This is a genomic window from Pseudomonas sp. SG20052 (assembly GCF_031766055.1).
Lineage (GTDB): Bacteria > Pseudomonadota > Gammaproteobacteria > Pseudomonadales > Pseudomonadaceae > Aquipseudomonas > Aquipseudomonas mandelii.
Map to the genome: position 1 here is coordinate 348,529 of NZ_CP134498.1, position 21,431 is coordinate 369,959.

Sequence of the window (21,431 nt, forward strand, 5' to 3'; positions counted from 1 at the left end):
TAGTGAGTAACGAGCGTTTTAAGAGAGAGCGGGGACCGATCCCGTCGGCTTTCCGTCCTGCCAAAGCAATGGGGTGATGGCTTCAGCCACCACAACGTCGTCGACTTGACCGATGATTATTTCGTGGGTCCCATAGCTCATGCGTTGAGCAACTGTGCAAAAAAGTGAGGCTTGTGCACTTCGCAGAAACGGCAGGCCGTTGGAATGTTCCCAATCGGCCGTTTCGAATCGGGCTGGGCCGTTGACTGCCCCACCGAAGACCTTCACTAAATCCTCTTGGCCAACCCGCAGCAGATTCACCGAAAACCTTCCATGGTCAATGAGAGGCCAGTACATGCTTGCCCCGTGGTTGATACAGACAAGGATGGACGAAGGGTCAGTGCATACCGACGTTACGGCGGTTGCAGCCATTCCAAAAGGAACGCCCTCATGTTCAGTAGCAATGAGGGTGACCGTGGAGGTCAGGCGACGCATCGCCTTCTTGAATGCGTCAGTGATCGAACCCTTATCTGTGAAGGAATGCTGTTGCAGGGGCGGGCTTAAGGCGCTAGCCCTGGCTAAGTACTCACTTGAAAGGCTCATTGGCTTAGCTCCGTTTCAACCTTTTCAGCAGCACCCAGCCAAGGCTGGTCATAGCGATAGGTCTTTCGAGCGTCCTCAAGTGAAGACCCGGTTGTTATCGCCCCGATGATCTGCCGTTCGGTGTGCTCTACGGCGCACGCACGGCGAATGACCTCGGCAGCTATCTGCTGCGGAATAACAAGACAGCCGCTGCCATCGCAGACCATAAGGTCTCCTGGATTGACAGTGACGTCACCGATCTCAATCGGGACCTGCACTGCTTTTAGCTGTGTTCGGTTTTTTGCTGACTGCATGAACCTTCCGCGACTGAACAGGGGATAACCGAGCTTGACGACCGTATCGATATCCCTGGCCACTCCATCGATCACAGTCCCTTTGATGCCTCTCGCCACCGCGAAATGCGTCATGATATCGCCCCAGACAGTGCAGTCCTGGCGCCCCGCGTTGGAGCTAACGATCACTGCTCCGCGCGGGACCTGGTCGATGTAATTAGCAGCATTTTTGAACCCGTGTGAATTCCCGACCGGTTCATACTGCACGGTAAAAGCGATGCCCACGCAGCGAGTTCCAGGCACTTGCGTACCGATACCCAGCAGGCCACCAGAAACGTCCAGGCTATCCAAAGCGTCGGACAGAGACGCGGTGTCCAATCTTTCGCATTCGTCCAACAAGGTTTGAGAAATATCGGTCGACTCAAAGGGCTTCAACATGTGTTGCTCCCAGGTGTGAATTTGAGATAGGACGTTCCGTCGAGGTTAGCGCGGCCATAGAAACGCACTCGCCGATAATTGCCTCGCCAACCTGTGCCGTGGTGTGTGAGCCACCCATGTCATAGGTGCGCACAGTTGAACGCGAGACCCGGCTGACCGCAGCCGTGACGTACCGGGCTTCCTGCGGATAACCCAAATGCTCAAGCATGAGCGCGATGGCCATGAACATCGCGCTAGGATTGGCCTTGTTGAGGCCTGCATGCGCAGGGGCGCTCCCGTGAACCGGCTCGAAATATGCCCCCAGCTTTCCGAAGTTCCCACTCGGTGCGAAACCCAGACCACCCATAACGCCTGCACCGAGATCGGAGAGGATGTCTCCGAACATATTCTCGGCCACTACAACGGAGAAACGCTCTGGGCGCTGCACCATCCACAGCGCTACGGCATCCACATTTTCGATCACACCCTCAATGCCGGGATATCTCTGAGCTACACCTTCAAATACATGTCGGGCGAAGGCACTGCTGTGACGAAGTACCATGGGTTTGTCTACGAACGTGACCCGCTCGAATCCTTGGTTAGCCGCATATTCGAAAGCGTATTCGAAGATGCGCTCAAGCCCACTGCGTGTCTGTAAACGCACTGAAATCGTCGCGTCCTCCTGGCTATCCCGGTGCCATGGCGCGCCCAATGCCTCCCGTTCTTCCAGTAATGGCAAGAACGCATCAGGTATCCGGCCAAAATCCAAGCCGGCGTACAGCCCCTCAGTGTTTTCCCGGATGACGACGAAGCGGAATCGGTTTTCGCCTGTCATATCAGTCACTGGCCGCACGTTTGCGTAAAGGTCCAGGTTCTGCCTGAGTTGGATGACAGGGCTGACATAACGGCGGTTTTGCCCCTGAAGGTGAGGGGGCAGCTCGGCTTCCGTTTCGGCAAGGGGTTTGCTCGTGATAGCGCCCAACAATGTGGCATCACAATCACTAATTTTCTTCCAGGTCTCATCCGGGACGGTATTGCCTTCTCGCTTCCAGCATTCCCAACCAATGTCCCCAAACTCTAGATCGAAGGGCAGGTTCAAAGCCTGAAGGACGGGCAGTGCGGCATTCATAACTTCAATGCCGATACCGTCACCGGGAAGGACACAAATGCGCTTGCGAGTGTGGAAGTCGCTCATCCCGCTATCTCCTGTGCAATCTTGGTAGAGCTGCCGTAGATGTTCGCGATGGCTCTCGGAGCAAGGCGTGCGACCTGATCCTGCTGGTGCATGATCTCAAGGGCACGATACTCGGACGTTAGCTGGAAGCGCTCGAGCGTTTCCTGCATACGTTTTGCACTGTCGAACGGGAAGTTATACGTCCCCATAATGATGTCCAGCAGAGGGCTTGGAATGTTATTGAATGGGATCGAAGCCGCTGTCAGGTTTGACAGTTCGAGAATTTTGACGAGATCAAACCCGTGGCTAGTGCCAATGCGCTCGAGATAAGCGACCAGCATACTTAGATGTAAGTTGCCGGCACCCTTCCCCATTCCACAAATGGAGGTGTCAATGTATTCGGCACCTGACTCGATGGCAGCGGCAGCATTCGCCAAGGCCATCGAAAGATTGTTATGGGCGTGGAAACCCAATGGCACAGCTAGTCGATTAGAGAGACGACTGATCAATCGCTCGACATCGTTCGGGAGCATATGCCCGTTAGAGTCTGCAAAACAAATAATGTCTGCTCCAGCACCTTCGGCTCGGACGGAAGTGTCAATCACGGCGCTGAGAGTCTGTGTCGTCACATGGGTGACATTGGCACTGACACTGAAGCCGTAATCTCGAGCGAGTGAAAGAGTGGCAAGCCCTTCAGCCAACTGCTCTCGTCGCAAGCAGACTCTAATCATAGAGACGCCTTGCTCCTTTAGCATGGCGAAATCCTGATCACCAACGTTCTTTGGGTGGACCATTACCGCAAGCTCAATTCGACCACCTCCAGCCTGGCGAACTTTCTCGATAAACTCAGCACTTATATTACTAGTGAGTCCATGCTCTGCTTTGGGCGCGAACGACCCTCTGCAGTAACCAACTTCACACAAATCAACGCCGGCCTCTGCCAAGCTTGATGTTATTACCAGGGCCTGTTCATCCGTGAAGTTGAAATTATTGCGATACCCGCCGTCACGCAGCGTGACGTCGAGAACTTTTACTTTCCCCATGATAATCTCCTGCTTTTGATGGCAGTAACGAGGTGTGCACAATTTGAAGAAAGGCCATGAAATTCTGGTTATTGTTTTTGTAAGCGATGGCCTTCATCAGCGTGTCCGAGCGGATCTGATTACGCGTCGGTTCTTCGAAACACCTCTAAAGGTGCTCTCCATTGATCCTCGTCAATACAAGTAGGTTTGTAAATTCGCGATAATCACCGGTGCCTGTGAATTTTTTCCCATTCTGGAACAGCGCCACCTGTACATTTGCGCGCCTCAGGTGATTGCCTTCAGTCATGACTGAGGAAGCAGGTCTCAACGTAATCCATGGCGGCCTGGATTGAAGGGATCGCACGGAAGTCCTCGTGAACACCTAGCCAAACATCCACCATCAGCGGGTCCGCAAGCTCAAGCTTGCACAACTGTGAGTGATGTCCTACTGCGAAGCTGGGCAGCAGCGCAATCCCTACACCCGCCTCTGCTGCCCGAACCTGCAGCTCAACCGTTTTCGCTTTGAGGACGCATGGGCGATGTCCGACGATTTTTTTGAGCCAGTCGTTCTGAGGAAGTGTCATAGCTCCGGTTTCATAACCGATAAATTCGTATTGCTCGGGAGGGCGACCCTGAAGGTAGGTCTTCGCACCGTAGAATGAAAATGATGCAGAACCTATTCGCCGAGCAACAATTCCGAGCTGGCGGGGCTTAGCAAAGCGGATGCACAGATGTGTTTGGCACTTTGACAGCGACGAGTACTGATTATCTCCTAAGAGGTGCAAAACTATGCTCGGGTGTGTAACCCGGAAGCGCCCAAGGTTTGGTATAAGTTTCTCAGAAGTCACGGATGGTGGAGCGCTAATGGTAACTTCGACAACTTGAAGGGTTTGTGCGGCGGCGGCTGCCAATCGCTCAATCGCTTCCGTCTGAGTCTCTATCTGTTGTCCAATGTCGGCGAGTTTGCGTCCGTCGGCCGTAAGTTCGTAGAGCCGCTTCCGTCGATCAACTAATTTTACACTCAGGGACTTCTCAAGGGCCGCGATACGCCGAGAAACCGTTGCGTGCTCAACACCCAAGATTCGCGCCGCGCCGCTCAAGGAATTAACTTGTGAAAACGTCACGAAGTAATGAAGATCTTCCCAGTTTAAGTGTGCCGCACTCTGGCTTGAAATGGCAGGCTCAGCATTCGACGCGATTCTATTCCTAGATGCCAAAGACATTTAATATTCCCTATATAAATAGCAGTGGTAAAAACTCTAAGGCCGGTAAAAGCAGCCGGCCCACAGTGATTACCCAATGAAGCTCAGCGTTATCTAAGCCGTCTTGCATCCAATGTGCAGGATGGAGTAGGTCGTGATCTTAGGTCTTTGCGCGCGGTCTATGTGTACCAGGAATGTCGGATCATACAGGACAGAATAGTCCGGTATTCTGCGCCTTGCGGCCGTTGAGGCGGCTATGTCGTTGCGTAATCTGAATGGTCCCCGAAAGGGTACGATCAGAATATAAACATGAATCGAGAGGCTTTGAGCAATTGGCCATGAGATTCATAAGGTTAAATACGATGTTTTCAGCATGTTATTGCTCGTTTCCCTAGGAGGCTAATTTTTTTCATACCGCATTCAGCCTTGTCCTACAATTTTCACATTTGCTACTCTGCCGTGCGCGATACTTCTTCGTACATTAGACCAATTTAACGCTTCGGTTTTTTTATCATCATGATCGAAGTTCTGATATTTCTTGTTCGGCGATCCCGCTATTGATGGTGCGAATTTTGACTGAATTGTTCATATGGCCCTTGTGGTCGAACTGAAAGGCGAATCGATATGCCGACTTGGCGCGGGAATACCCCATTGCGGAGTACTCCATACACTTTTGGCTGTGCCGCTACCGAACCCCCCCACTTGAGATTCTCCAGAGGATTACCTTAGGCGAAACTCATTTCTTTCATTCAAAGAAGATAGAAGCTTTTGAATTTCCTGGTCAGATCTAGACTAAGTATCAAAAAAACAGTACGGCTTCAATTAGTTGTAGAAGTGATGATGGCACGTTTCCCCATGCGCGATCGAAGTGACCTGTATCCCAAACTCTACCCTTAAAACGGTTGGAATCCACCAGTTTCTGGCGGAAACCGATGGAGCGCTAAAACGAAAAAACCCGCCAGAAGGCGGGTTTTTCGGGGGTTCCAGAGATTTTGAAAGCCTTCTATGGAACCTTGTATGGTGCCGGCACCAGGAGTCGAACCCGGGACCTACTGATTACAAGGAAGATGCTTTAAACAATAAAATCAATAAGTTACGGAGTCTGTTGTTACGTGCAAACACGTGAAAGCCCGCGTGTTTCGCAGGCTTCGGTTCTCTTCTTACGTGGGGTTACGGTCTCTTGCCTATGCTGCGAGCACTCGCCTCAGCATTGCTTCCGCTTCATCGTCATCCTTGCAGTGGTAGACCTGCTTCGCCATCAATCTCATAGAAACTCCTGGCGCCACCTCCGCTTCACCATCGGCCAGGTCGACTTCTGCCAGATCTTTCGCGCTAGGCAATCCATATGGAAACTGGACGATCACCCAGACATCAACTGCCCGGAATACGGCACCGTCTCTTGTTTCCACCCTGTCCATCAGCTCTTTGATTTTCACTGCTCCAGCTCCATACATAAGTGCGGCATTCAGAGTGGGTTTCAACCGAACGCCAATTAATGGTGGGGCGTTATGAAATGTGATGTCGCAATAGCCCTCTCTCATCGAGAGATCCACAAGTTGTTGCATTGTGTGTTGCAAGGGGGAGATATGTTCGTCTGGCATTGCGTCATCCTTTTCGTTGGCGGTGTCCGCTTTCAGGCTAGCAGGCAATACAAGAGCCAGTTCCGTTAATCGGCAGAAGGCGAAACAACAGGGACACTGTGGTCATAGACATCCATCATTTTCGCATCACGGTGACCACTGGCTTCCTGTTTGTCTGCCCTGGTGCCGGTCGTATCAGTGATGCCGCGCCGCTTTAAGTCATGCAAGGCGAAACGATCTTCCGGGTGAATGTTCCCGTCCGCGATCGCCAGTGTGATGAATCGCTGCCAAGCAGTGTCGAGGCTGGTTTTCCGAAGCGGGCCACCGTGGCTGGCCACGATGATAAAGCGCTTGGACGGTGCGATCGGGATCGGCGTCTTCCGGCTTTCCCAGGTCCTGGCGCGGAGAGCCTTTGCGCCATCCCACACCGCACGCAGCCGCGGAGTCCAGCGGACAATGTTGTCCCGACTGCCCTTGCGCCGATTGGTCAGTATTCCTTCTTCCAGCTCGTTGGCATCAGTGAGTGTCACGACCTCGATGCCGCGTAGTCGGCACAGGTACGCCAGCTCCATCACGCTGGCCAGGTACTCGGGACAACCGCCTGGCTCATTGCGTGCCAGCCGTCCCCGCGCCGTTGCACGATCGATCAGAACATCCATCACCTTCTGCCGTGGCAACCGGCGTTGCTTTCGTTCAATCGGCGCCTCGATGCCCAGGGCGGGGTTAACCTCCAGGAATCCACGATTGCGTCCCCACTGCAGCACGCGGCGCAGATATCGCAGCGCGTGCGCGGCCTTAGAGGGCGTGCCCTCGTCCGCGAGCCGATCGACAATGCGTTGCACCAGGGCGGCGGTGAACTTCTTCACTGCCAGATCGCCCAGTGGCTTACCCAATTTGGTGGGGATGTTTAGCAGTACATCGCGGGAGTAGCAGTAGTCGTCGTGAGTCTTCGGCGCGAGCTTCTTGTAACGGTCGCTCTGATGGAATTGCTCGCAGACGTAGCGGAGGGTGCCACGATCGACGTTGGACGCCTCGTCCATGATCCGGTGAAGTTCTGCCAACGATACGTCAGCAGGCGCCACGTTCTTGCGGCGCTGCTTTCCTGTCTCGTCGTAGTGAAGGGTGTACCAGACTCCACTGCCGCGATGGTCGAAGTAAATGGCCGCCGGGAGGGCGGCCTGATCGACATGGGCAGGAATATGGGGATTGTGCTTACGCTTCCTCGCTCGCCTCATAATATGTCGGAGTCATACCTTTCAGCGCTGGCCGACGTGACGCCGCCGGCATGATTAATCAGATCAAGAGTTGTCCAGGGGCCAGTCCGGCCACGGAATAACCGCACGCCTTGGTCGATTAACGATCGTTCAACATCCGATCTGCGTTGATAACCAGTGATTTGCTGCAGGTCTTGAAAGGTCAAAACACCAGGTGTTACTTGAGTCACGACTCAGCCCTCGAACCTGAAGGTTCCCGCGCCTGAAGGCACTGCAGTGTAGAGACGGGTCCTAAAGGAAGCGTAGTAGAAACCAACGAGTTCGATTCTGGCACCCTGGTTTCCAGCTCCACGATCCGATCGCTGAGCTGCTGGATTAACTGAGCCTGGAGTGTGCACAGCTCTGTATTGACCATTGAGCGCTCAAGCCTATTGATGATTTCACTGTTCATGCTGCGGTGATTCTTACTCGCCAAGGTGGTGATGCGGTCGCGCAGTCCATCAGGGAGGCGGAGGACAAACTTATCTTGCTCACGGGATTTAGACATAACGGCGTTCCTTTGCTTTTCTGATTGCAGCCCTTTCGGCCATTACAGCGGCCCATTCCTCAGTCTTTCGTTGCTGGCGAATACGGCTGCATTTTTGATGTTTACGGGTGGATCTGGCGTTGCCGCAGATGTCGCAGATGCTCGGTAGGTCCAGTCGTTTACTGGCCATTGCCGGCCGCTCTCGAATGACCTTCCCTTCGTTCATAACGTAACCCCTGACGACGCATTGCTGGCCAGCAACTGGGCCACAATGGCGGCTTCTACCGCGTCGATGTCGCCTTGCTGCTTGGCAAAGCTGGCCAGGCATTCGAGGCGGATCCGCGTCTCGTCGGTTTTGCGCACCTGGTAATCAAACAACGCTGTGCCGACTATCCGGATCGCCGTCAGATGGCGGGCGGACTGGGCGTCAACGCTGCCCTGTGTGTTAGCCTTCAAGTCGCTACCGCTGTCGTGCTGTGCTTTCATCGTGTTGCCCTCAGTGGTGGTCGGTGTCGGGGGGCTGCAACCCCTCGGCACCACTTTCGTTACCGGCCTTCGCCGGCAAGCCGTTGTGGTAAACGCGCCTTCTTGACCAGGTGGATCAGCAGATCCTCAAGCTCGGTCACTTCTTCTGTTGCTGACTGCCATTCCAATACCGCTTGGATTTGCTCTGTGGTGCATCCCAACACCAGAATCTCGTTGTCCCCACCTACTGCGCGTACCTCAAGAATCTCGACCAGCCCCGTCGTACCGTATGCTTCTGCGTGAACGGGCGCCGGTTCTCCCATCCACTCCTGCAGACTCCGCATGTGTTTGTGACGATCTGTATCGCCCTCCCGGCCGGCGCCGGTGATGACTTGAATATGCATTTCTCTCTCCTTGTGGCTGTCAGGCTTTGAAGTGCCAGCAACTGACCGATTCGGGCGGGGGATTCACCAGGTTGTGCCGGCGCTGAATGCTGTTGATCGCGCTGGAGGTGGTGCGGTTGATGTCGATCAGCTTGTGCGATCGGCAATCACGCAGGAGGCTGCGCAGGGTGGTGAGGTCGGCCAGTTTCTGGCGATGCTCGGCCGCGATCTTCGCGAAGCCGTTGAGGTTGATTGCGATGATTTCCGGCTTTTTGCTGTGGTTGACCAGCGGCTCGCTGCTGAGTGATTCCAGGTAGTCGTACACCTGCCAGAACTCGACGACCTCCGGCGGATCGGTAACGATCGCGGCCTGGCGTTCATGCGCCATGGCGATGACTTCACTACGGGCGTCCTCGATCATCGTTCCGCTGAGGGGCAGAACCAGGGCGAGACAGTCCAGCAGCGCGAGCATCATGCTGTGGTTCTTGATGATCCGAGCGGAACCGATGGAGCGAAGGGAACGCAGGTACTCGCGATGTTTCGGGTACTTCTCTGCAAATAGAGCCATCACCTGCGGTTCGTGGCTGATCGCTTGAACAAGAAAATTGCTAACTTCATCTATTTCCACCTGGTTAAGCGCATCCGCTGCTGCAGTGCTTTCAGGGGTGATCTTGGGCTTGAGGAAGTGCAGTTTTACGATTCGGCTGATGATGGCTTCGTGGCCGGTCACCGGGGCGTTCATGCTGATAGCAATAGTCCCGCGAAACTCAGGCTCGTAGGTTTCGTTTGTATTGTTTTTCACGCCACGAGTGCCCAATAGACCGCCGCCGAAAAAGTCCTTCAGTTCGTCCCAATCAAATGATTTCGTGTTTGCTGCGTCGCTATTCCGATCGCCCTCGATCAGCACGACTGGCATGCCCGCGACCTGGCCCATCGCCCGGCTGCGGCCAGATGTGGTGCCTTTTTTAGGGTCGAAGCCTTCGTAATGGCGGCCGAAGAGTTTCCACAGGAACACGATTAACGTGGTCTTGCCGGCGTCCGCTTCACCGGTGGCTTCAAGGAACGGAAAGCTTTCGTACTTTGCACGGATCTGCTCCGCGAACAGCGAACCGAACCAAAACGTTAGGGCCATAAGCCCCTTGGCACCGAAACATAGCCACAGCTTCTCCAGCCAGTCGTCGCGGTAACCGTCACGGTTGGCCTTGGGATTGATCTTCACGTTCTTGACCAAACACTTCACGCGGCGTTTGCCGAACTCGAAATAGTCGTCCTTGTTGGGTTTAAACACCGTCCCGTTATGGCAAGCCAGGTCATTGAAGATGTATGCGCCGTGTTCCTTGCTGTACCCGACAAAGTCCACGGTTTCGACGTTCTTAATGCCCTCGATCTGCTTCATCGAGATTTGATCCAGGTGCTTTTGTGCGCCCAGCCAGACAGCGCTGGAGTACAACAGCCGGGCTTTGAATTCTCCGCTCGATGCAAACTGTTTCAGCGTGAAGGTGATCTTCTCGCTGGGGGCGTCGTTTGGCGGGCAGATCCGCACGTAATACCAAGCTTCGCCGGTCGACTCATTCACCTGCTTGTACAGAGCCTCGAACTTGCAATTGGCCAACAGCTTTAATGAGCAGGCGCTCTCCAACGCCTTGCGTCTCGCGGCTTTATCGTTCAGCAGCTGGTCGTCGTGATCATCGCTGTTCAGCAGCTCTCGCTGTTCTTCGTCCAGCTTGTGTAGGTCGAACTTTGCCCAGTACATACGGTTAGCAAAGTCGAAGTGGAATTCCGAACCATCCTCTTCCCAGGTGTAGATCAGCAGCGCCTTTTCCCGGGGAGACTCGGCCAGCAGTAGGTCGCCCTGATGGCGTGCAATGTCAAAGTCACGGGAGCGACGGTGCAAGCGCTTCTCTTCGTCGTCTTCGAATTGCCAGCGTTGGTGGAGGTCATTCCAGTCGACTTTGCGGCCTGGCTGGGGAATCAGGGCGGCTCTGCAGGTGAATCCCATTTCACGGGCCAGGCGAACCCATCGGCGAGCGTATTCACATGCCTCTGGCTCGTTGTCAGGTGCCCACACAAGCGTCGGCAGTTTGCCGGCACGCAATTCGACCAGTTTCTGCAGCGACGCTTCCGGAAAGGCATTGGAGGACATTGCCGCCACGGCTGCGATGTCGTTGTGAACGAGTGCGATGGCGTCGAAGATTCCTTCGGTAATCCAAAGCTCTTTGACTTCCAACAGATCGACGCATGGCGGGCACCACCACACACCTTTGTAGCTTTCGCCCGTTTTGAAGCGTGCCTTTTTCTTACCGAAGCGGTGGGGCTTATCAATCAGCCGTTCCCAGTAGCCGCCTTTCTCCAAGGGAAAGCGCACGGTGGCTGTGCCGGCATTGGCCGTTGGGCAATAGAAACTTTCTTGGGTGTACCAGCCTGCGAGGACTTCATGGCGGAAGCCTCGCCCGAACTCCAGATAAGCCCGTGCTGTAGCGGTCGGTTGATCCGTGGTTGCAGGCACACGTTTACTCCAATCCTCAAACAGATCGTCGTAGATTTCCTTGACGGGCATGGTGTGTTTGCACTTTTCAGGGCGCCCGCAGATGACCATCCAAGGAGCAGAGAAGCGCGTGAACAGCGTCTTCTGGTTGCAGGCCGGGCAAGTTCCGCCGCGCATGTAGTCGGTTCCCGTACGGTGTTTCAGGCCGTAATCGGATTCAAGGCGCTGCAGGACGTCGATTCGAAGATCGTCTCTCATGGTTTTTTCACTGTTTTGAGGCTTTGAGTCAGGGCATCGGCGAGGGCGCCGATCAGGTGTTTACGTGCCGCCATAACTGGGCAATTGGCGAGGATTGATCCGTGGCGAAGACCGTCCGGGATCAGGCGATATTGGTCTGAGTACCAGAGTTCATTGAGGCTGAGACGGTACTGTTCGCGCAGGTTGACCAAGAGCGCTTGAGCCTCATTCGGCGACAGCTTTGCGTTGATGTTCATGGCGTTTTCCATCGTCAAACCTCAATTTCGGGCGCAGCTCACCCAAACCCACGGGAATGGGGGATCGGGGATTTATTGGTTGGGTGTTACGGAGTGGTTATGCGAAAGCGCCCGTTGTCCGGTGCGTTGAGAATGCGTTCATAGATCAGGCTGACAGGGACAGCCCAAACCTCACCGGTGGCAGTGTCGGTAATGACGGTGTGTGTCGGCGTACTGGTGAGGACGTCCAGGCGCTGCCGATCGTTGGCTGCAGACAGATCGCTATAGGCCAGATGAACCATCTTTTCGGCGGTTGGGGTCAGTACGTCGAAGTCCGCCACTAAGTGTTGAATTGCGCGTTTGAGCAGTTGCTGATCATCGCCAAGGTGTTCGCACTGATGCCGCTTAAGGAACACCAACGCCGCAGCTTTGAGCATGTCCTGATATTCCTGCACTGCAGGCAGATTGTTCATTGGCCGTTCACCGATTTAGAGCGATACAGATCGATGGCTGCCAGCACTTCCGCGTGCCGTGCTGCCATGTGGAGGTTGTGCGCGTTGAGGATCAACTCGGCTTCTTCTTTGTTGATCGAGCCGTCTTCAAGCGCCTTGGCTATGGCCTGGTCAACACAACCGCGTTGCGCTGCTACCTGCACCGACCGGGCGTACATCTCCACATTGTCCAGCGTCTCGGGGTCGGCCACGGGTACGAAGAGGCCGCCGTACAGGGACGCTACATAGTTCGGGAAGTGGTGGGTGCCACAGTCCTGCTCGAGCATGTAGACCTGTGCGTCACTGAGAGGGCTGCAACCGGCATTTTCGTATGCATGGTTGTCGAACTTTTTGAGCTTCATTTCCAAGCGTGCAGCGGCGGCTTCGCGTCCGCCTGTGTAGCTACGAATGATCTCGCTCATTACTTCTTTGCGAGTTTTTAGGATCGGGCTTTTCATCTTCTACTTTTCCCTGTTGAGCGCTGCCACTACTGTTCGATTTCGCCGTCTTTGATACCAAGTAGTACGGCGGCTCGATGTGCCTCCCCACGGCGACCTTTGATCCGACCGTTCAATAGGTCGCTGACTAAATTTTTGTTCAGCCCGTGTTTGCGACTGAACTCTGCAATGCTGACGCCTTTTCGATCGAGAGCCGCCCGGGCTTGCTCGTGTGTAACGGTGGCGGGCATAGTGTTCCCTCTGTTCGTTAGTGTTTGTTTGCGTTCGTCTGTGGTGATTCTTGGTCAAAAAAATGATCAAGTCAATGGTGGTGACTAAAAAAATGCTCATAGCGGATCGAGTGGGTGAACGCCTCAGGGAAGAGCGCGAGCGCTTGGGGTTAAATCAAACTGATTTTGGTGTGCTTCTCGGGGTCAGTCGGGGAACGCAAAAAAACTACGAATTGGGAGCAAGCTCCCTTGACCTGCGGTATGTAACAGCGCTTGAAGAACGTGGTGTGGATGCGGCATACGTGCTCACTGGCCGTCGCTCGACCCCGTTGGGGCAACTTTTTAGCGCGTCGGAAGAGGAGTTGATAAACCAGTTCAGAACTATCTCTGACGATGATCAGAAAGCGATCCGCCGCTTCCTTCAAGCGATGGCGGACGACGCGGGTCGTCACAAGTCTTAACTTGCAACAATGCGCATGACTCATTAGTCGCGCTCCCGTTTCAATGCCATTTGGCGCCCCCAAAACGTCGATTCAGCTATGCATTTTATGGAGTAGTACGCATGTTGGATCGCACCACCAAAGCAGCCGCTTACGCCGGTTTTAATGAATTTGAATGGCGTGGCTTGACCGAAATTGAACGCCGTCTGATCGGTCTATACCGTCGGCTGAGCGAGCAAGAGCAGTTACAGCTCCGGCGGCTTTCTGAGGTACTTGCAACCAATCCGAAAAAACCATCCGGGAGCTAATTTTCAATTGTCGGAACAGTTGTAACTGATCGCCGGCCATGTGTCGGCGGTTTGCCGCTACGCCACGGCCTGCGATCCCAACTGTTCGAACAGCTCCCGTTGTTTCGCCCTGGGCATGTCGCGCAGGCGATCGATCAGCATCCGCTCGAACGACTGCGACGACGGGCTTAACGTGTGTGAGAACGTGAGGTTTGCCACCCAAGTGTGCCCGCACTTTGCGTCCAGGCACTGGCAGTACAGCTTCACAAAATCCATGGTCACTTCTTCCCGCGAAGCAATCCGGCCCTTGTGTCCGCATTTGCATACAACTCTCATTATGTCCCTCCCCAGGGGCAGCTGATCGCCGCCATATTGCCACAATATGTAGTGGCATTCTCTCTGTTGAGCGCTTCATGTAGTGGTATCCACTGCTTCTGGCTCTTCTCGCCAGCTGAATCGCCTATCTTCTCGCAGCGTCTCATTCAGCTGGTTGAACAGCTGGCAGATCGGCCGGATTTCGTTGCTGGTGTACACCCGATCGATTTTCTCGATGTCGCCGAAACCGCCGGTGTTTTCCGGAATGATGCCGGCCAAAGCAGGGTTCATGCGCCAGGCGGCGATGACATCGTTTCGCGTGATGTTCTTCACCTTCTCCAGCTCGTCCTTGGCCTGGAAATCACCCACGGGGATGATCTGGATCGCGTTTTCCTTGCCATTGGGGATGTTCACGAACATCGAGCGAAAGTTGCCCACGCCCTTGCTGGCACTGATCTGTGCGCGCAGCTCGTCCTCGTCTTCCTCGGTCAGGTCGGGGTCGTTGGTGTAGAAGATGTAGCCGGCGTGCGCGCCGTTGCTGTAGTACCGGCGACGGAACAGGGTCGCGGCTTCGTTGAGCAACAGCGCCTGCAGACCGCCCAGATAGTCCGGAACCCCGTAGATGTTCTGTTCCACGTCGTAGTCCAGGACGTGGGCGATCTCGTCCTGGTCGAACTCCATTTCCTTGTTGTCGGGTAGCAACATCACGAACCCACCGCCGACCTTGACCCGCATGTTGATCGCCGGCAGGTGTTCGAGCGTCAGGGTCTGGCCGAAGGCGTTTCGGTGTTTGTAGCAATACGATTCGCCGAACACCATGTAGTCCAGCCCTGCGCGGCCCATAGTCTGAGTGCTGCAGCCGGGGGAGGGGATGAACTCACGCAGCAGCAGGTTGCGCTTGAACTTCGGAATGGCGCCATGGTGCGCGTTGGCGCGCAACAGCTTGGCCAAACCAACCCGCGACACTGGCGGTTTGTAGATCTTGCCGTCGTCGCTGGGAAACACCCCCACGTACTCGCCGATGTTGCCGGACAGCACTTGCTCGGGCTCCCCGAACGTGAAGGTGCGCATGGGCTGCTGCGGTTGTTGGGTTACGTGAGGTTTTTTGCGTTTGCGGTTGGCCATGGCTGCTGTGATTACTCGTGACGTAGCGGCTACGGCGCCGCTTGTTGGTGTTCAAAGGTTCGTTGGACAGGGCGTGCATCACCGCCCAGGCAATATCGGCGTGGCCGGTGGCCTCGGTGCGCGAGGCGCTGTAGGTGATCTGGCCGCTGTTGGTCGAGCCCCGTTTGATGGTCAGGAAGGCCTGGGCAATGTCCGTCCAGCCGGCGTCCCACTCGATGCGGCTGCCTTGGATCGTGTCCTGGGCCTTGAGCACCAGGGCGTTTTTCGCCTCAAGGCTGTAGTGAATCGGGGTCGCCTTCGCGTAGAAGTCGCGCACTAGGTCGAACACGCCATAACCCACACCGGTGACGTCGATGCCGATGTGCTGGACGTTGAAGCGTTCGGTCAGCTTCTTGACCTGGGCGGCCTGGTAGGTGAACGAGTGGCCCCGCCAACTGTGCTTCTCCAGGATCCGGAACTTCGCCCCGGGTTCGAGCGGTGGCGCAATGACCACGCAGGTGGCATCGTCGCGGGTGCGGCTCGGGTCGTAGCCCAACCAAACTGGGCTGTTGCCGAATGGTCGATCCAGATCCGGGTTGTAGTCCTCCCACAACGACAGATCGGAGTAACAGCGCTCCAGATCCTTGAGACTGAACGCGCTTTGGGTGCTGTCGATGAACTTGCAGTAGAACAGCTGCTGGAACTTGTCTTCGTCGTACTCCAGCTGCAGCTGCTCGAGGTCGAACAGATCGCAGCCGCCGGCGATCGCATCGTCCAGGGTGATGGTCTTGCGCCACTGGCCGTCCGGACACAGCGCGCCCTGCGTGTAGGCCGATTCGCTAGGCCAGACGCCGCCAGCCTTCTTGCCGCGCTTGCTGTTGCGGAACTCTTCGCCCGACCAGAACGGGTAAGCCTGGTGCGACACTGCGCTGGGCGTCGAGAAATAGGTTTTGCGCCATTTCTTGTGGGTGCCCATGGCGCTGGCCACGGTGCTGAGTTTTTCGAAGTCACGGATCCAGAAATATTCGTCCACGTAGACGTGGCCGTGGTAGCCCTGGGCGGTGCTGCTGTTGGTGCTGAGAAAGCGCAGTTCGGCGCCGTTGCTGAGGGTGATGGGGTTGCCGGTCAGCTCGATGCCGAACCACTGCTGGGCGAACTGGATGATGTAGCTGCGGAAAATCTCGGACTGCGATCGACTGGCGGACAGGAACACCTGGTTATCGCCGCTCAACACGGCATCCATGAACGCTTCGCCGGCGAAGTAGTAGGTAAGGCCGACCTGCCGGCTTTTGAGGATGTTCCGGATCCGGCGTGTCAGCGGGTTCTGTTTCGCCTCGAACAGCTCTTTCTGGTAGCCGTACATCTTCGAGATGAACTTATCCAGGAAGTCCACTTCGGTCAGGCCGCTGATGTCGTTCTTGGCCTTCTTTTCGCGCTTCTTGCCACCACCATCGCCCCGATCGCGGCGCTGGCCCGAGGGACGTTCCCGGGGCGCGTCCGGACTGTCGGACGACGCTGCCGGCGCAGGCTTGGCCGACTGCTTAATCAGGCGTTCACGCAGGGTAGTCAGGCGCTCCAGTTCGTCGAGTTCGCCCTTTGACAGCGTGTCGACTTTCTCCAGGATCAGGGTGATTCGCCGGCTGATGGCGGTCAGCGGTTCCTCGTCCGTCAACATCTCGTCCCAGCATCCTTGGCGGATCCAGTAATAGACGATGCGGATGTTGGGCAGCTTCAAATGCGCCTGGATTTCCTTCACCGAACAGCGGCGCAGGTAAAGGCGTTTGGCGGCTTCTTTGACTTCGGTCGGGTAGTTCATGGGCCGCAGTCTATGCGGCGAAAACGCTGGAAACGCGGGGTTAAATTCCGTGATCCGCCTATATCGCGAATATAGGAGAAACACGAATTTGAACCGTTTGTTTGGGTGCAAACGGCTCCCTATTGTGGCGGCTCATTCAACGATTGAGCGCAGTTATCACTCATGCCCCGTTCCCTTGTCTCCTACTGGAAACGTGTTGCCACCAGCGGCCCGACCGTCGATGGCCGCGAGATCCTTCCCCAGGAACTGCGCGATATCGCGGAGACGTACAACCCGGCGTTGTACACCGCCGTTATCTGGTGCGAACACGAACGTTGGTTCGGCTCCTTCGGGACAGTTTTTGCTGTCCGTCTCATTGAGGAAGGCGAAGACCTGGAACCAGGCCAAGTCGCCCTTGAAGCGCAGCTGAAGCCCAACGACAAGCTGCTGCGCCTGAATGACGCCGGTGAAAAAGTCTTCACCAGCATTGAGATTCGCCCGAATTTCCGTGGCCGTGGCAAAGCCTACATGACCGGTATCGCGGTCACTGACGAACCCGCCAGCGTGGGCACCCAGGAACTCTATTTTTCCAGTCGGACCAGTCGGGACGCTTATTTTGCGTCCTCCGTCGAGCTGGGCTCCTTCCGTGAAAACGAGCCCAAGGGCGAGCTGGGCAAGCTCACCGCGCTCCTCACTGGCCTGTTCAAGCGTTTCAGCGCTGAAGACAACCCCACCGAAACCACTACGCAAACCCCAACCGAGAGCAAACCCCCAATGGATGAAGCTACCGCAACGGCCTTGAAAGCCCTGCTGGCGCAGCTGCTGGTCGTCGCTGCCGGCATTCAGGCCGTGATCGAGCCTGCAGCCGAAGAAGCACCAGAACCCGATCAAGCCCCGATCGATGACGTAAGCGCGGCGGTGGACGAGATCGTCGCCACTGCAGAAGAAGAGCGCGAGTTCGCACGTAAGGGTGGCGCCTCCAACAAGGCCGTTCTGGCTGCACTGTCGGAACTGTCGAAACGGTTCTCTGTACTGGAGAACACCACCACTGGCCGTCAACTGCCGCGCACCACTGGCGCAGCTGACAAAACCAAAGCGCGGGTCCTCTGACATGGCCCATTCTCTGAGCGCCTACGGCGCGAAAATGTACGCGCAGTTGCAGCTCGCCATCGCCGAAACCTACGGCGTGGAGCTGTCCAGCAAGCAATTCAGCGTGGAACCCTCGGTCGCGCAGGAGCTGAACGACGCGATTACTGCCAAGTCGGACTTCCTGCAGCGCATCAACGTCATTCCAGTGACCGAGATCAAGGGTCAGAAAGTCTTCATTGGCGTTTCCGGCCCGGTTACCGGCCGCACCAACACCAAAACCACTGACCGCGAAGCGAAAGACGCCTCCGCGCTCGATGACAGCACCTATGAACTGTCCTCGACCGAATCCGATGTGGGCCTGCCGTACGCGAAAATCGACGCCTGGGCCAAGTTCCCGGACTTCCACCAGCGTTACTCCGCTGCCGTGCAGAAACAGATCGCCCTGGATCGAATCATGGTCGGCTTCCACGGCGTGAAAGCTGCAGCGCAGACCGATATCGCCACCTACCCAATGCTGCAGGACGTGAATAAAGGCTGGCTGCAGCAGCTGCGCGAGCAAGCCCCGCAACAGGTGCTCAAGGAAGGCAAGGTAGCCGGCAAGGTCACCTTGGGGCCGAACGGTGATTACGCAAACCTCGACGCCCTGGTGCATGACACCAAGCAGATGGTGGACGAACGCCTGCGCGACGGCGGTGACCTGATCGCCATCATCGGCACCGATCTGTTGGCTGCTGATAAGGCGAAGCTGTACGCCAAGCAAGGCGACGTGCCGACCGAAAAAGAGCGCATCGAGGACGCCCAGGTCATTGCCACCTATGGCGGTCTACCGAGCTTCAGCGTTCCATTCTTCCCGGTCAACGGCGTGCTGGTCACCAGCTGGGACAACCTGTCGATCTACTTCCAGGACTCCAGCTGGCGCAAGCAAACCGTGGACAACCCGAAACGTTCTCGCGTCGAGGATTACAACAGCCGCAACGAGGGCTACGTGATCGAGCAACTGGAAAAAATCGCGTTGACCGAAAACGTCGAGTTGGCTGCATGAGCCTGGCCCTTGCCCACAAGCGCCGCACCTTGGCTCAGGGAACCGCTGCAGTGATCGCCGCTGCAGCTGCACCGCTGGCGTATTCGCCGGCGGAAGCCCTGAGCAGTCCGGCCAACGCCCGCAAACACCTGCTGCTGCAGGAAGCGTCGCTGGATCAGGATCTGGAGCGCCTGAGTGCGATCAAGGGACTGGCCGGACGCCAGGCACTCAAACGCGAGGAACTGCTGCCCAAGTACCAGGACTTTATCCAGCGCTACATGGAATCGGGCCTAGTGATGCCGAACCGTGTCCTGGTGCAGGTAATGGTCTGGCTGTTCGACACCGAGCAATTCGAAGATGGGCTGGAGCTGGCGGACTTTGCGATCGAGCAGGGCCAGGAAATGCCGGAGCGCTTCAAGCGCCGCGACGTGCAGACCTTCGTCGCGGACGCTGTGATCGAGTGGGCTTACGCCGAGTACAACGCCCAGCGCAGTCCGGAGCCGTACCTGTCCGACCTGCTGCCGCGTGTCGATGGTGAATGGGAGCTGACTGAACAGATCCCGTCCAAGTACCACAAGCTGATCGGCATGCGCGCCATGGAGGCCGAGCAGTGGGAAACCGCGCTCAAGCATCTTGAGCGCTCCACTGAGTTGTACGCGAAAGCCGGCAACGAGACGCGCATTGCCAAATGCCGCAAGGCGATCGCCAAACAGACACCCGCCGTCACCGGCGCCCAATAACCGACTACCCCCCCAGCGGGGAACTGTGGACGTGTGTCTGCCATTCATGGCCAGCCCCACGAAAAACAGTCTCCCCGCCCTAATTTGAGCGGCCAGCAATGAGCTTTTCAGGCAAACCCACCACCTTTGTGGAACAGGCGATCGAGAACGACGGCTTCTGGCCGAACCTCTCCGTGTCCGAGTTCCAGAAGGGTTACCGCCTGCCGGCGGAGTTCCTAGGCGAGCTGCTGACCGACGCACTGAGCATCGCCATGGCCGAGGTCAACACCGACCTGGCCAAGCTCAAAGCCCGCTGGCAAGCCGTCGGCATCACCCAGGTCGAATCCGCGGATTCCACGCTGCTGCCTGAGCGTGCCTTGAAGGCCAAGCTCTACAAGCGCGCCGTGTACTGCCGCGCCAAGGCCAGCGCGCTGCAGCAGTTTCCAACCGTGACCCGTCGCGAGAGCGCCGAGAACACCGGTAAGGAAGCGCCGGAGCGTGAAGACACGTTCCTGGCTTTCAGCCAGCAGGCCGTGCGCGCCCTGCAGGGCCGTGGCCGCATTACGGCGGCGCTGCTATGACCAAGTTGCAGAAACTGACCGCCTACCTGCTGGAGCGCCGTCTGGTCGAGCCTGAACAGCTCGACAGCTGGACCGAGCAAGTGACGCTCAACCTGGTCTGGAAGCCCGACGTGGATGGTATGCACCTGGGCGACATGCGCTATCGCGCTGCAATTGTCCTGGAGCGCTTCGCCGACCATCCGGCACGGCTGATGGCCCTGATCGGCAGCTGGCTGGAAACCCACGATTCGGAGCGCGATCTGCACGAACTGCCGGCGGCGCAGTTCGCCGTCGAGCCGCTGGACAATGACCTGTTCGATGTGGAAATCACGTTGGAATTCGTCGAGCCGCAATACCTGGCCGAAGACCCTGCCGGTGAGATCCAGGCCTTTGGCAAGACCTGGGCGTTTGTGCCGTTTGACCTGTGGATCGCTGAGCGCGGCGAGGTGGCCACCCATGGCCGGCCGTAGCACCTTTGAACTCGACGCACGCGGTTACCTGGGCGTGCGCGAGCAACTGGCTCTGCTCAGCCTGCCGCCCCAGTTGCGTCGGCGCCTGCTGAATAACGTGACCAAGCGCGTACGGACCATGAGCCGCAAGCGTGTGCGCGATCAGCAGAACCTGGACGGCTCACCTTTCGAAGCGCGCAAGGGTTCAGCCAAGGGCAAAAAGAAGATGGAAGCCGGTCTGGCCAAGCTAATGGTGGTGACCCGCGTCAGCGCCGATGAAGCCGAACTGGGCTGGAAAAACGCGCTGACGCGCTGGGTTGCTGCGCAGCAACACCACGGCGTCAGCGAGCGCCGTACCGCTGCGCAGATGCGCCGCTGGAGCAAAACCCCTCCGGGACTCGCCGCTACCGACAAGCAAGCCAAGCGCCTGCGTCGGTTGGGCTTTCGTGTGCGTCAGTCGGGCAAAAAGACGCTGACCCGGCCGTCAGTGGCGTGGATTCAAGAGCATGTGAACTACGCCAAGGCGGGGCTGCTGATCCGCATCCTGGACGACGAGCGAAGCGAATCCACCGGCGCACAGAGCTGGGAAATCACGCTCCCGAAACGCCAGTTCATCGGCGTCAACACCGACCGCGATACCAGCCTGCTGGTTAACCAGGTGTTGCAACAAATCCTACATTCACCCCGCTAACGAGGCAC

At 56.7% G+C, this 21,431-nt stretch carries 28 protein-coding genes; 8 read left to right on the forward strand and 20 right to left on the reverse strand.

What is annotated here, in order from left to right:
* Positions 1–18 precede the first annotated feature (18 nt).
* From RHP74_RS01565 to RHP74_RS01645, 17 genes are all read right to left on the reverse strand, one after another.
* Positions 19–582, reverse strand: a complete 564-nt coding sequence (locus RHP74_RS01565) for a flavin reductase family protein (RefSeq protein ID WP_311097393.1) — start codon at positions 580–582, stop codon at positions 19–21.
* Entirely contained in the window at positions 579–1,292 is a 714-nt protein-coding gene (locus tag RHP74_RS01570; protein WP_311097394.1) for an RraA family protein, read from the reverse strand. Before RHP74_RS01570 ends, RHP74_RS01565 begins: the two co-directional genes overlap by 4 nt.
* The gene (locus tag RHP74_RS01575; RefSeq protein WP_311097395.1) at positions 1,276–2,466 is read right to left on the reverse strand and encodes an isocitrate/isopropylmalate family dehydrogenase; all 1,191 of its coding nucleotides are present in this window, start codon (positions 2,464–2,466) and stop codon (positions 1,276–1,278) included. Before RHP74_RS01575 ends, RHP74_RS01570 begins: the two co-directional genes overlap by 17 nt.
* Positions 2,463–3,488: a nucleoid-structuring protein H-NS gene (locus RHP74_RS01580; protein ID WP_311097396.1), complete on the reverse strand. Its 1,026-nt coding sequence runs from the start codon at positions 3,486–3,488 to the stop codon at positions 2,463–2,465. Before RHP74_RS01580 ends, RHP74_RS01575 begins: the two co-directional genes overlap by 4 nt.
* A 278-nt stretch (positions 3,489–3,766) precedes the next feature.
* Positions 3,767–4,690 carry a LysR family transcriptional regulator gene (locus RHP74_RS01585; protein WP_311097397.1) on the reverse strand — a complete coding sequence of 308 codons (924 nt, stop codon included), beginning with the start codon at positions 4,688–4,690 and terminating at the stop codon, positions 3,767–3,769.
* Between the two features lie 1,163 nt (positions 4,691–5,853).
* A complete protein-coding gene (locus RHP74_RS01590) occupies positions 5,854–6,270 on the reverse strand; it encodes a transposase (RefSeq protein WP_311097398.1) in 417 nt (138 codons plus the stop codon).
* A gap of 65 nt (positions 6,271–6,335) precedes the next feature.
* Complete coding sequence (xerC, locus tag RHP74_RS01595) at positions 6,336–7,484, reverse strand: integrase (protein ID WP_311097399.1); 1,149 nt, start codon at positions 7,482–7,484, stop codon at positions 6,336–6,338.
* Positions 7,481–7,693, reverse strand: a complete 213-nt coding sequence (locus tag RHP74_RS01600) for a DUF4224 domain-containing protein (RefSeq protein ID WP_311097401.1) — start codon at positions 7,691–7,693, stop codon at positions 7,481–7,483. Before RHP74_RS01600 ends, xerC begins: the two co-directional genes overlap by 4 nt.
* On the reverse strand, positions 7,690–8,010 hold the full coding sequence (locus RHP74_RS01605; RefSeq protein ID WP_311097403.1) for an Arc family DNA-binding protein: 321 nt from the start codon (positions 8,008–8,010) through the stop codon (positions 7,690–7,692). The genes RHP74_RS01600 and RHP74_RS01605 overlap by 4 nt, the downstream gene beginning before the upstream one ends.
* Positions 8,003–8,215 carry a hypothetical protein gene (locus RHP74_RS01610; protein ID WP_311097405.1) on the reverse strand — a complete coding sequence of 71 codons (213 nt, stop codon included), beginning with the start codon at positions 8,213–8,215 and terminating at the stop codon, positions 8,003–8,005. The genes RHP74_RS01605 and RHP74_RS01610 overlap by 8 nt, the downstream gene beginning before the upstream one ends.
* Positions 8,212–8,475 (reverse strand): hypothetical protein, encoded by a 264-nt coding sequence (locus tag RHP74_RS01615; protein WP_311097407.1) that lies wholly within the window; start codon positions 8,473–8,475, stop codon positions 8,212–8,214. The genes RHP74_RS01610 and RHP74_RS01615 overlap by 4 nt, the downstream gene beginning before the upstream one ends.
* 59 nt (positions 8,476–8,534) lie before the next feature.
* Entirely contained in the window at positions 8,535–8,858 is a 324-nt protein-coding gene (locus tag RHP74_RS01620; RefSeq protein WP_311097409.1) for a hypothetical protein, read from the reverse strand.
* 19 nt (positions 8,859–8,877) lie between these two features.
* Positions 8,878–11,580 carry a toprim domain-containing protein gene (locus tag RHP74_RS01625; RefSeq protein WP_311097411.1) on the reverse strand — a complete coding sequence of 901 codons (2,703 nt, stop codon included), beginning with the start codon at positions 11,578–11,580 and terminating at the stop codon, positions 8,878–8,880.
* Positions 11,577–11,828 carry a hypothetical protein gene (locus tag RHP74_RS01630; RefSeq protein ID WP_311097413.1) on the reverse strand — a complete coding sequence of 84 codons (252 nt, stop codon included), beginning with the start codon at positions 11,826–11,828 and terminating at the stop codon, positions 11,577–11,579. The genes RHP74_RS01625 and RHP74_RS01630 overlap by 4 nt, the downstream gene beginning before the upstream one ends.
* 74 nt (positions 11,829–11,902) lie before the next feature.
* Positions 11,903–12,268 (reverse strand): hypothetical protein, encoded by a 366-nt coding sequence (locus tag RHP74_RS01635; RefSeq protein ID WP_311097415.1) that lies wholly within the window; start codon positions 12,266–12,268, stop codon positions 11,903–11,905.
* Positions 12,265–12,744, reverse strand: a complete 480-nt coding sequence (locus RHP74_RS01640) for a YmfL family putative regulatory protein (protein WP_311097417.1) — start codon at positions 12,742–12,744, stop codon at positions 12,265–12,267. The genes RHP74_RS01635 and RHP74_RS01640 overlap by 4 nt, the downstream gene beginning before the upstream one ends.
* Before the next feature lie 29 nt (positions 12,745–12,773).
* Entirely contained in the window at positions 12,774–12,974 is a 201-nt protein-coding gene (locus tag RHP74_RS01645) for a DNA-binding protein (protein WP_018929266.1), read from the reverse strand.
* Positions 12,975–13,066: 92 nt separating this feature from the next.
* Here RHP74_RS01645 and RHP74_RS01650 point away from each other — a divergent pair, with 92 nt between their 5' ends.
* Both RHP74_RS01650 and RHP74_RS01655 read left to right on the forward strand, forming a co-directional pair.
* The gene (locus RHP74_RS01650; RefSeq protein ID WP_311100410.1) at positions 13,067–13,414 is read left to right on the forward strand and encodes a helix-turn-helix domain-containing protein; all 348 of its coding nucleotides are present in this window, start codon (positions 13,067–13,069) and stop codon (positions 13,412–13,414) included.
* A gap of 101 nt (positions 13,415–13,515) precedes the next feature.
* Positions 13,516–13,701 carry a hypothetical protein gene (locus RHP74_RS01655; RefSeq protein ID WP_311097421.1) on the forward strand — a complete coding sequence of 62 codons (186 nt, stop codon included), beginning with the start codon at positions 13,516–13,518 and terminating at the stop codon, positions 13,699–13,701.
* Positions 13,702–13,758: 57 nt separating this feature from the next.
* On the opposite strand, the gene RHP74_RS01660 is transcribed toward RHP74_RS01655, so the two are convergent.
* From RHP74_RS01660 to RHP74_RS01670, 3 genes are all read right to left on the reverse strand, one after another.
* The gene (locus tag RHP74_RS01660; protein ID WP_018929263.1) at positions 13,759–14,016 is read right to left on the reverse strand and encodes an ogr/Delta-like zinc finger family protein; all 258 of its coding nucleotides are present in this window, start codon (positions 14,014–14,016) and stop codon (positions 13,759–13,761) included.
* Positions 14,017–14,091: 75 nt separating this feature from the next.
* Positions 14,092–14,961 carry a phage portal protein gene (locus tag RHP74_RS01665; RefSeq protein ID WP_311100412.1) on the reverse strand — a complete coding sequence of 290 codons (870 nt, stop codon included), beginning with the start codon at positions 14,959–14,961 and terminating at the stop codon, positions 14,092–14,094.
* A complete protein-coding gene (locus RHP74_RS01670; RefSeq protein WP_311097424.1) occupies positions 14,873–16,915 on the reverse strand; it encodes a terminase large subunit domain-containing protein in 2,043 nt (680 codons plus the stop codon). The genes RHP74_RS01665 and RHP74_RS01670 overlap by 89 nt, the downstream gene beginning before the upstream one ends.
* A 162-nt stretch (positions 16,916–17,077) precedes the next feature.
* Between RHP74_RS01670 and RHP74_RS01675 the strand changes: the two genes are divergently transcribed.
* The 6 genes from RHP74_RS01675 (at position 17,078) to RHP74_RS01700 (ending at position 21,423) form a co-directional block, all read left to right on the forward strand.
* On the forward strand, positions 17,078–18,004 hold the full coding sequence (locus RHP74_RS01675; protein WP_311097426.1) for a GPO family capsid scaffolding protein: 927 nt from the start codon (positions 17,078–17,080) through the stop codon (positions 18,002–18,004).
* Between the two features lies 1 nt (position 18,005).
* Positions 18,006–19,025 carry a phage major capsid protein, P2 family gene (locus tag RHP74_RS01680; RefSeq protein ID WP_311097427.1) on the forward strand — a complete coding sequence of 340 codons (1,020 nt, stop codon included), beginning with the start codon at positions 18,006–18,008 and terminating at the stop codon, positions 19,023–19,025.
* A complete protein-coding gene (gene gpM, locus RHP74_RS01685; RefSeq protein ID WP_311097429.1) occupies positions 19,022–19,744 on the forward strand; it encodes a phage terminase small subunit in 723 nt (240 codons plus the stop codon). Before RHP74_RS01680 ends, gpM begins: the two co-directional genes overlap by 4 nt.
* A gap of 98 nt (positions 19,745–19,842) precedes the next feature.
* Entirely contained in the window at positions 19,843–20,304 is a 462-nt protein-coding gene (locus RHP74_RS01690) for a head completion/stabilization protein (RefSeq protein WP_311097432.1), read from the forward strand.
* Positions 20,301–20,753 (forward strand): phage tail protein, encoded by a 453-nt coding sequence (locus tag RHP74_RS01695; RefSeq protein WP_311097434.1) that lies wholly within the window; start codon positions 20,301–20,303, stop codon positions 20,751–20,753. The genes RHP74_RS01690 and RHP74_RS01695 overlap by 4 nt, the downstream gene beginning before the upstream one ends.
* Positions 20,740–21,423, forward strand: a complete 684-nt coding sequence (locus RHP74_RS01700) for a phage virion morphogenesis protein (protein WP_311097436.1) — start codon at positions 20,740–20,742, stop codon at positions 21,421–21,423. Before RHP74_RS01695 ends, RHP74_RS01700 begins: the two co-directional genes overlap by 14 nt.
* Positions 21,424–21,431: the final 8 nt, after the last annotated feature.

Excerpts from the sequence above, each read along its gene's own strand:
- RHP74_RS01565 (WP_311097393.1), bottom strand. The coding sequence starts at position 582 with ATGAGCCTTTCAAGTGAGTACTTAGCCAGGGCTAGCGCCTTAAGCCCG.
- RHP74_RS01570 (WP_311097394.1), bottom strand. The coding sequence starts at position 1,292 with ATGTTGAAGCCCTTTGAGTCGACCGATATTTCTCAAACCTTGTTGGAC.
- RHP74_RS01575 (WP_311097395.1), bottom strand. The coding sequence starts at position 2,466 with ATGAGCGACTTCCACACTCGCAAGCGCATTTGTGTCCTTCCCGGTGAC.
- RHP74_RS01580 (WP_311097396.1), bottom strand. The coding sequence starts at position 3,488 with ATGGGGAAAGTAAAAGTTCTCGACGTCACGCTGCGTGACGGCGGGTAT.
- RHP74_RS01585 (WP_311097397.1), bottom strand. The coding sequence starts at position 4,690 with ATGTCTTTGGCATCTAGGAATAGAATCGCGTCGAATGCTGAGCCTGCC.
- RHP74_RS01590 (WP_311097398.1), bottom strand. The coding sequence starts at position 6,270 with ATGCCAGACGAACATATCTCCCCCTTGCAACACACAATGCAACAACTT.
- xerC (WP_311097399.1), bottom strand. The coding sequence starts at position 7,484 with ATGAGGCGAGCGAGGAAGCGTAAGCACAATCCCCATATTCCTGCCCAT.
- RHP74_RS01605 (WP_311097403.1), bottom strand. The coding sequence starts at position 8,010 with ATGTCTAAATCCCGTGAGCAAGATAAGTTTGTCCTCCGCCTCCCTGAT.
- RHP74_RS01610 (WP_311097405.1), bottom strand. The coding sequence starts at position 8,215 with ATGAACGAAGGGAAGGTCATTCGAGAGCGGCCGGCAATGGCCAGTAAA.
- RHP74_RS01615 (WP_311097407.1), bottom strand. The coding sequence starts at position 8,475 with ATGAAAGCACAGCACGACAGCGGTAGCGACTTGAAGGCTAACACACAG.
- RHP74_RS01620 (WP_311097409.1), bottom strand. The coding sequence starts at position 8,858 with ATGCATATTCAAGTCATCACCGGCGCCGGCCGGGAGGGCGATACAGAT.
- RHP74_RS01625 (WP_311097411.1), bottom strand. The coding sequence starts at position 11,580 with ATGAGAGACGATCTTCGAATCGACGTCCTGCAGCGCCTTGAATCCGAT.
- RHP74_RS01630 (WP_311097413.1), bottom strand. The coding sequence starts at position 11,828 with ATGGAAAACGCCATGAACATCAACGCAAAGCTGTCGCCGAATGAGGCT.
- RHP74_RS01635 (WP_311097415.1), bottom strand. The coding sequence starts at position 12,268 with ATGAACAATCTGCCTGCAGTGCAGGAATATCAGGACATGCTCAAAGCT.
- RHP74_RS01640 (WP_311097417.1), bottom strand. The coding sequence starts at position 12,744 with ATGAAAAGCCCGATCCTAAAAACTCGCAAAGAAGTAATGAGCGAGATC.
- RHP74_RS01645 (WP_018929266.1), bottom strand. The coding sequence starts at position 12,974 with ATGCCCGCCACCGTTACACACGAGCAAGCCCGGGCGGCTCTCGATCGA.
- RHP74_RS01650 (WP_311100410.1), top strand. The coding sequence starts at position 13,067 with ATGCTCATAGCGGATCGAGTGGGTGAACGCCTCAGGGAAGAGCGCGAG.
- RHP74_RS01655 (WP_311097421.1), top strand. The coding sequence starts at position 13,516 with ATGTTGGATCGCACCACCAAAGCAGCCGCTTACGCCGGTTTTAATGAA.
- RHP74_RS01660 (WP_018929263.1), bottom strand. The coding sequence starts at position 14,016 with ATGAGAGTTGTATGCAAATGCGGACACAAGGGCCGGATTGCTTCGCGG.
- RHP74_RS01670 (WP_311097424.1), bottom strand. The coding sequence starts at position 16,915 with ATGAACTACCCGACCGAAGTCAAAGAAGCCGCCAAACGCCTTTACCTG.
- RHP74_RS01675 (WP_311097426.1), top strand. The coding sequence starts at position 17,078 with ATGCCCCGTTCCCTTGTCTCCTACTGGAAACGTGTTGCCACCAGCGGC.
- RHP74_RS01680 (WP_311097427.1), top strand. The coding sequence starts at position 18,006 with ATGGCCCATTCTCTGAGCGCCTACGGCGCGAAAATGTACGCGCAGTTG.
- gpM (WP_311097429.1), top strand. The coding sequence starts at position 19,022 with ATGAGCCTGGCCCTTGCCCACAAGCGCCGCACCTTGGCTCAGGGAACC.
- RHP74_RS01690 (WP_311097432.1), top strand. The coding sequence starts at position 19,843 with ATGAGCTTTTCAGGCAAACCCACCACCTTTGTGGAACAGGCGATCGAG.
- RHP74_RS01695 (WP_311097434.1), top strand. The coding sequence starts at position 20,301 with ATGACCAAGTTGCAGAAACTGACCGCCTACCTGCTGGAGCGCCGTCTG.
- RHP74_RS01700 (WP_311097436.1), top strand. The coding sequence starts at position 20,740 with ATGGCCGGCCGTAGCACCTTTGAACTCGACGCACGCGGTTACCTGGGC.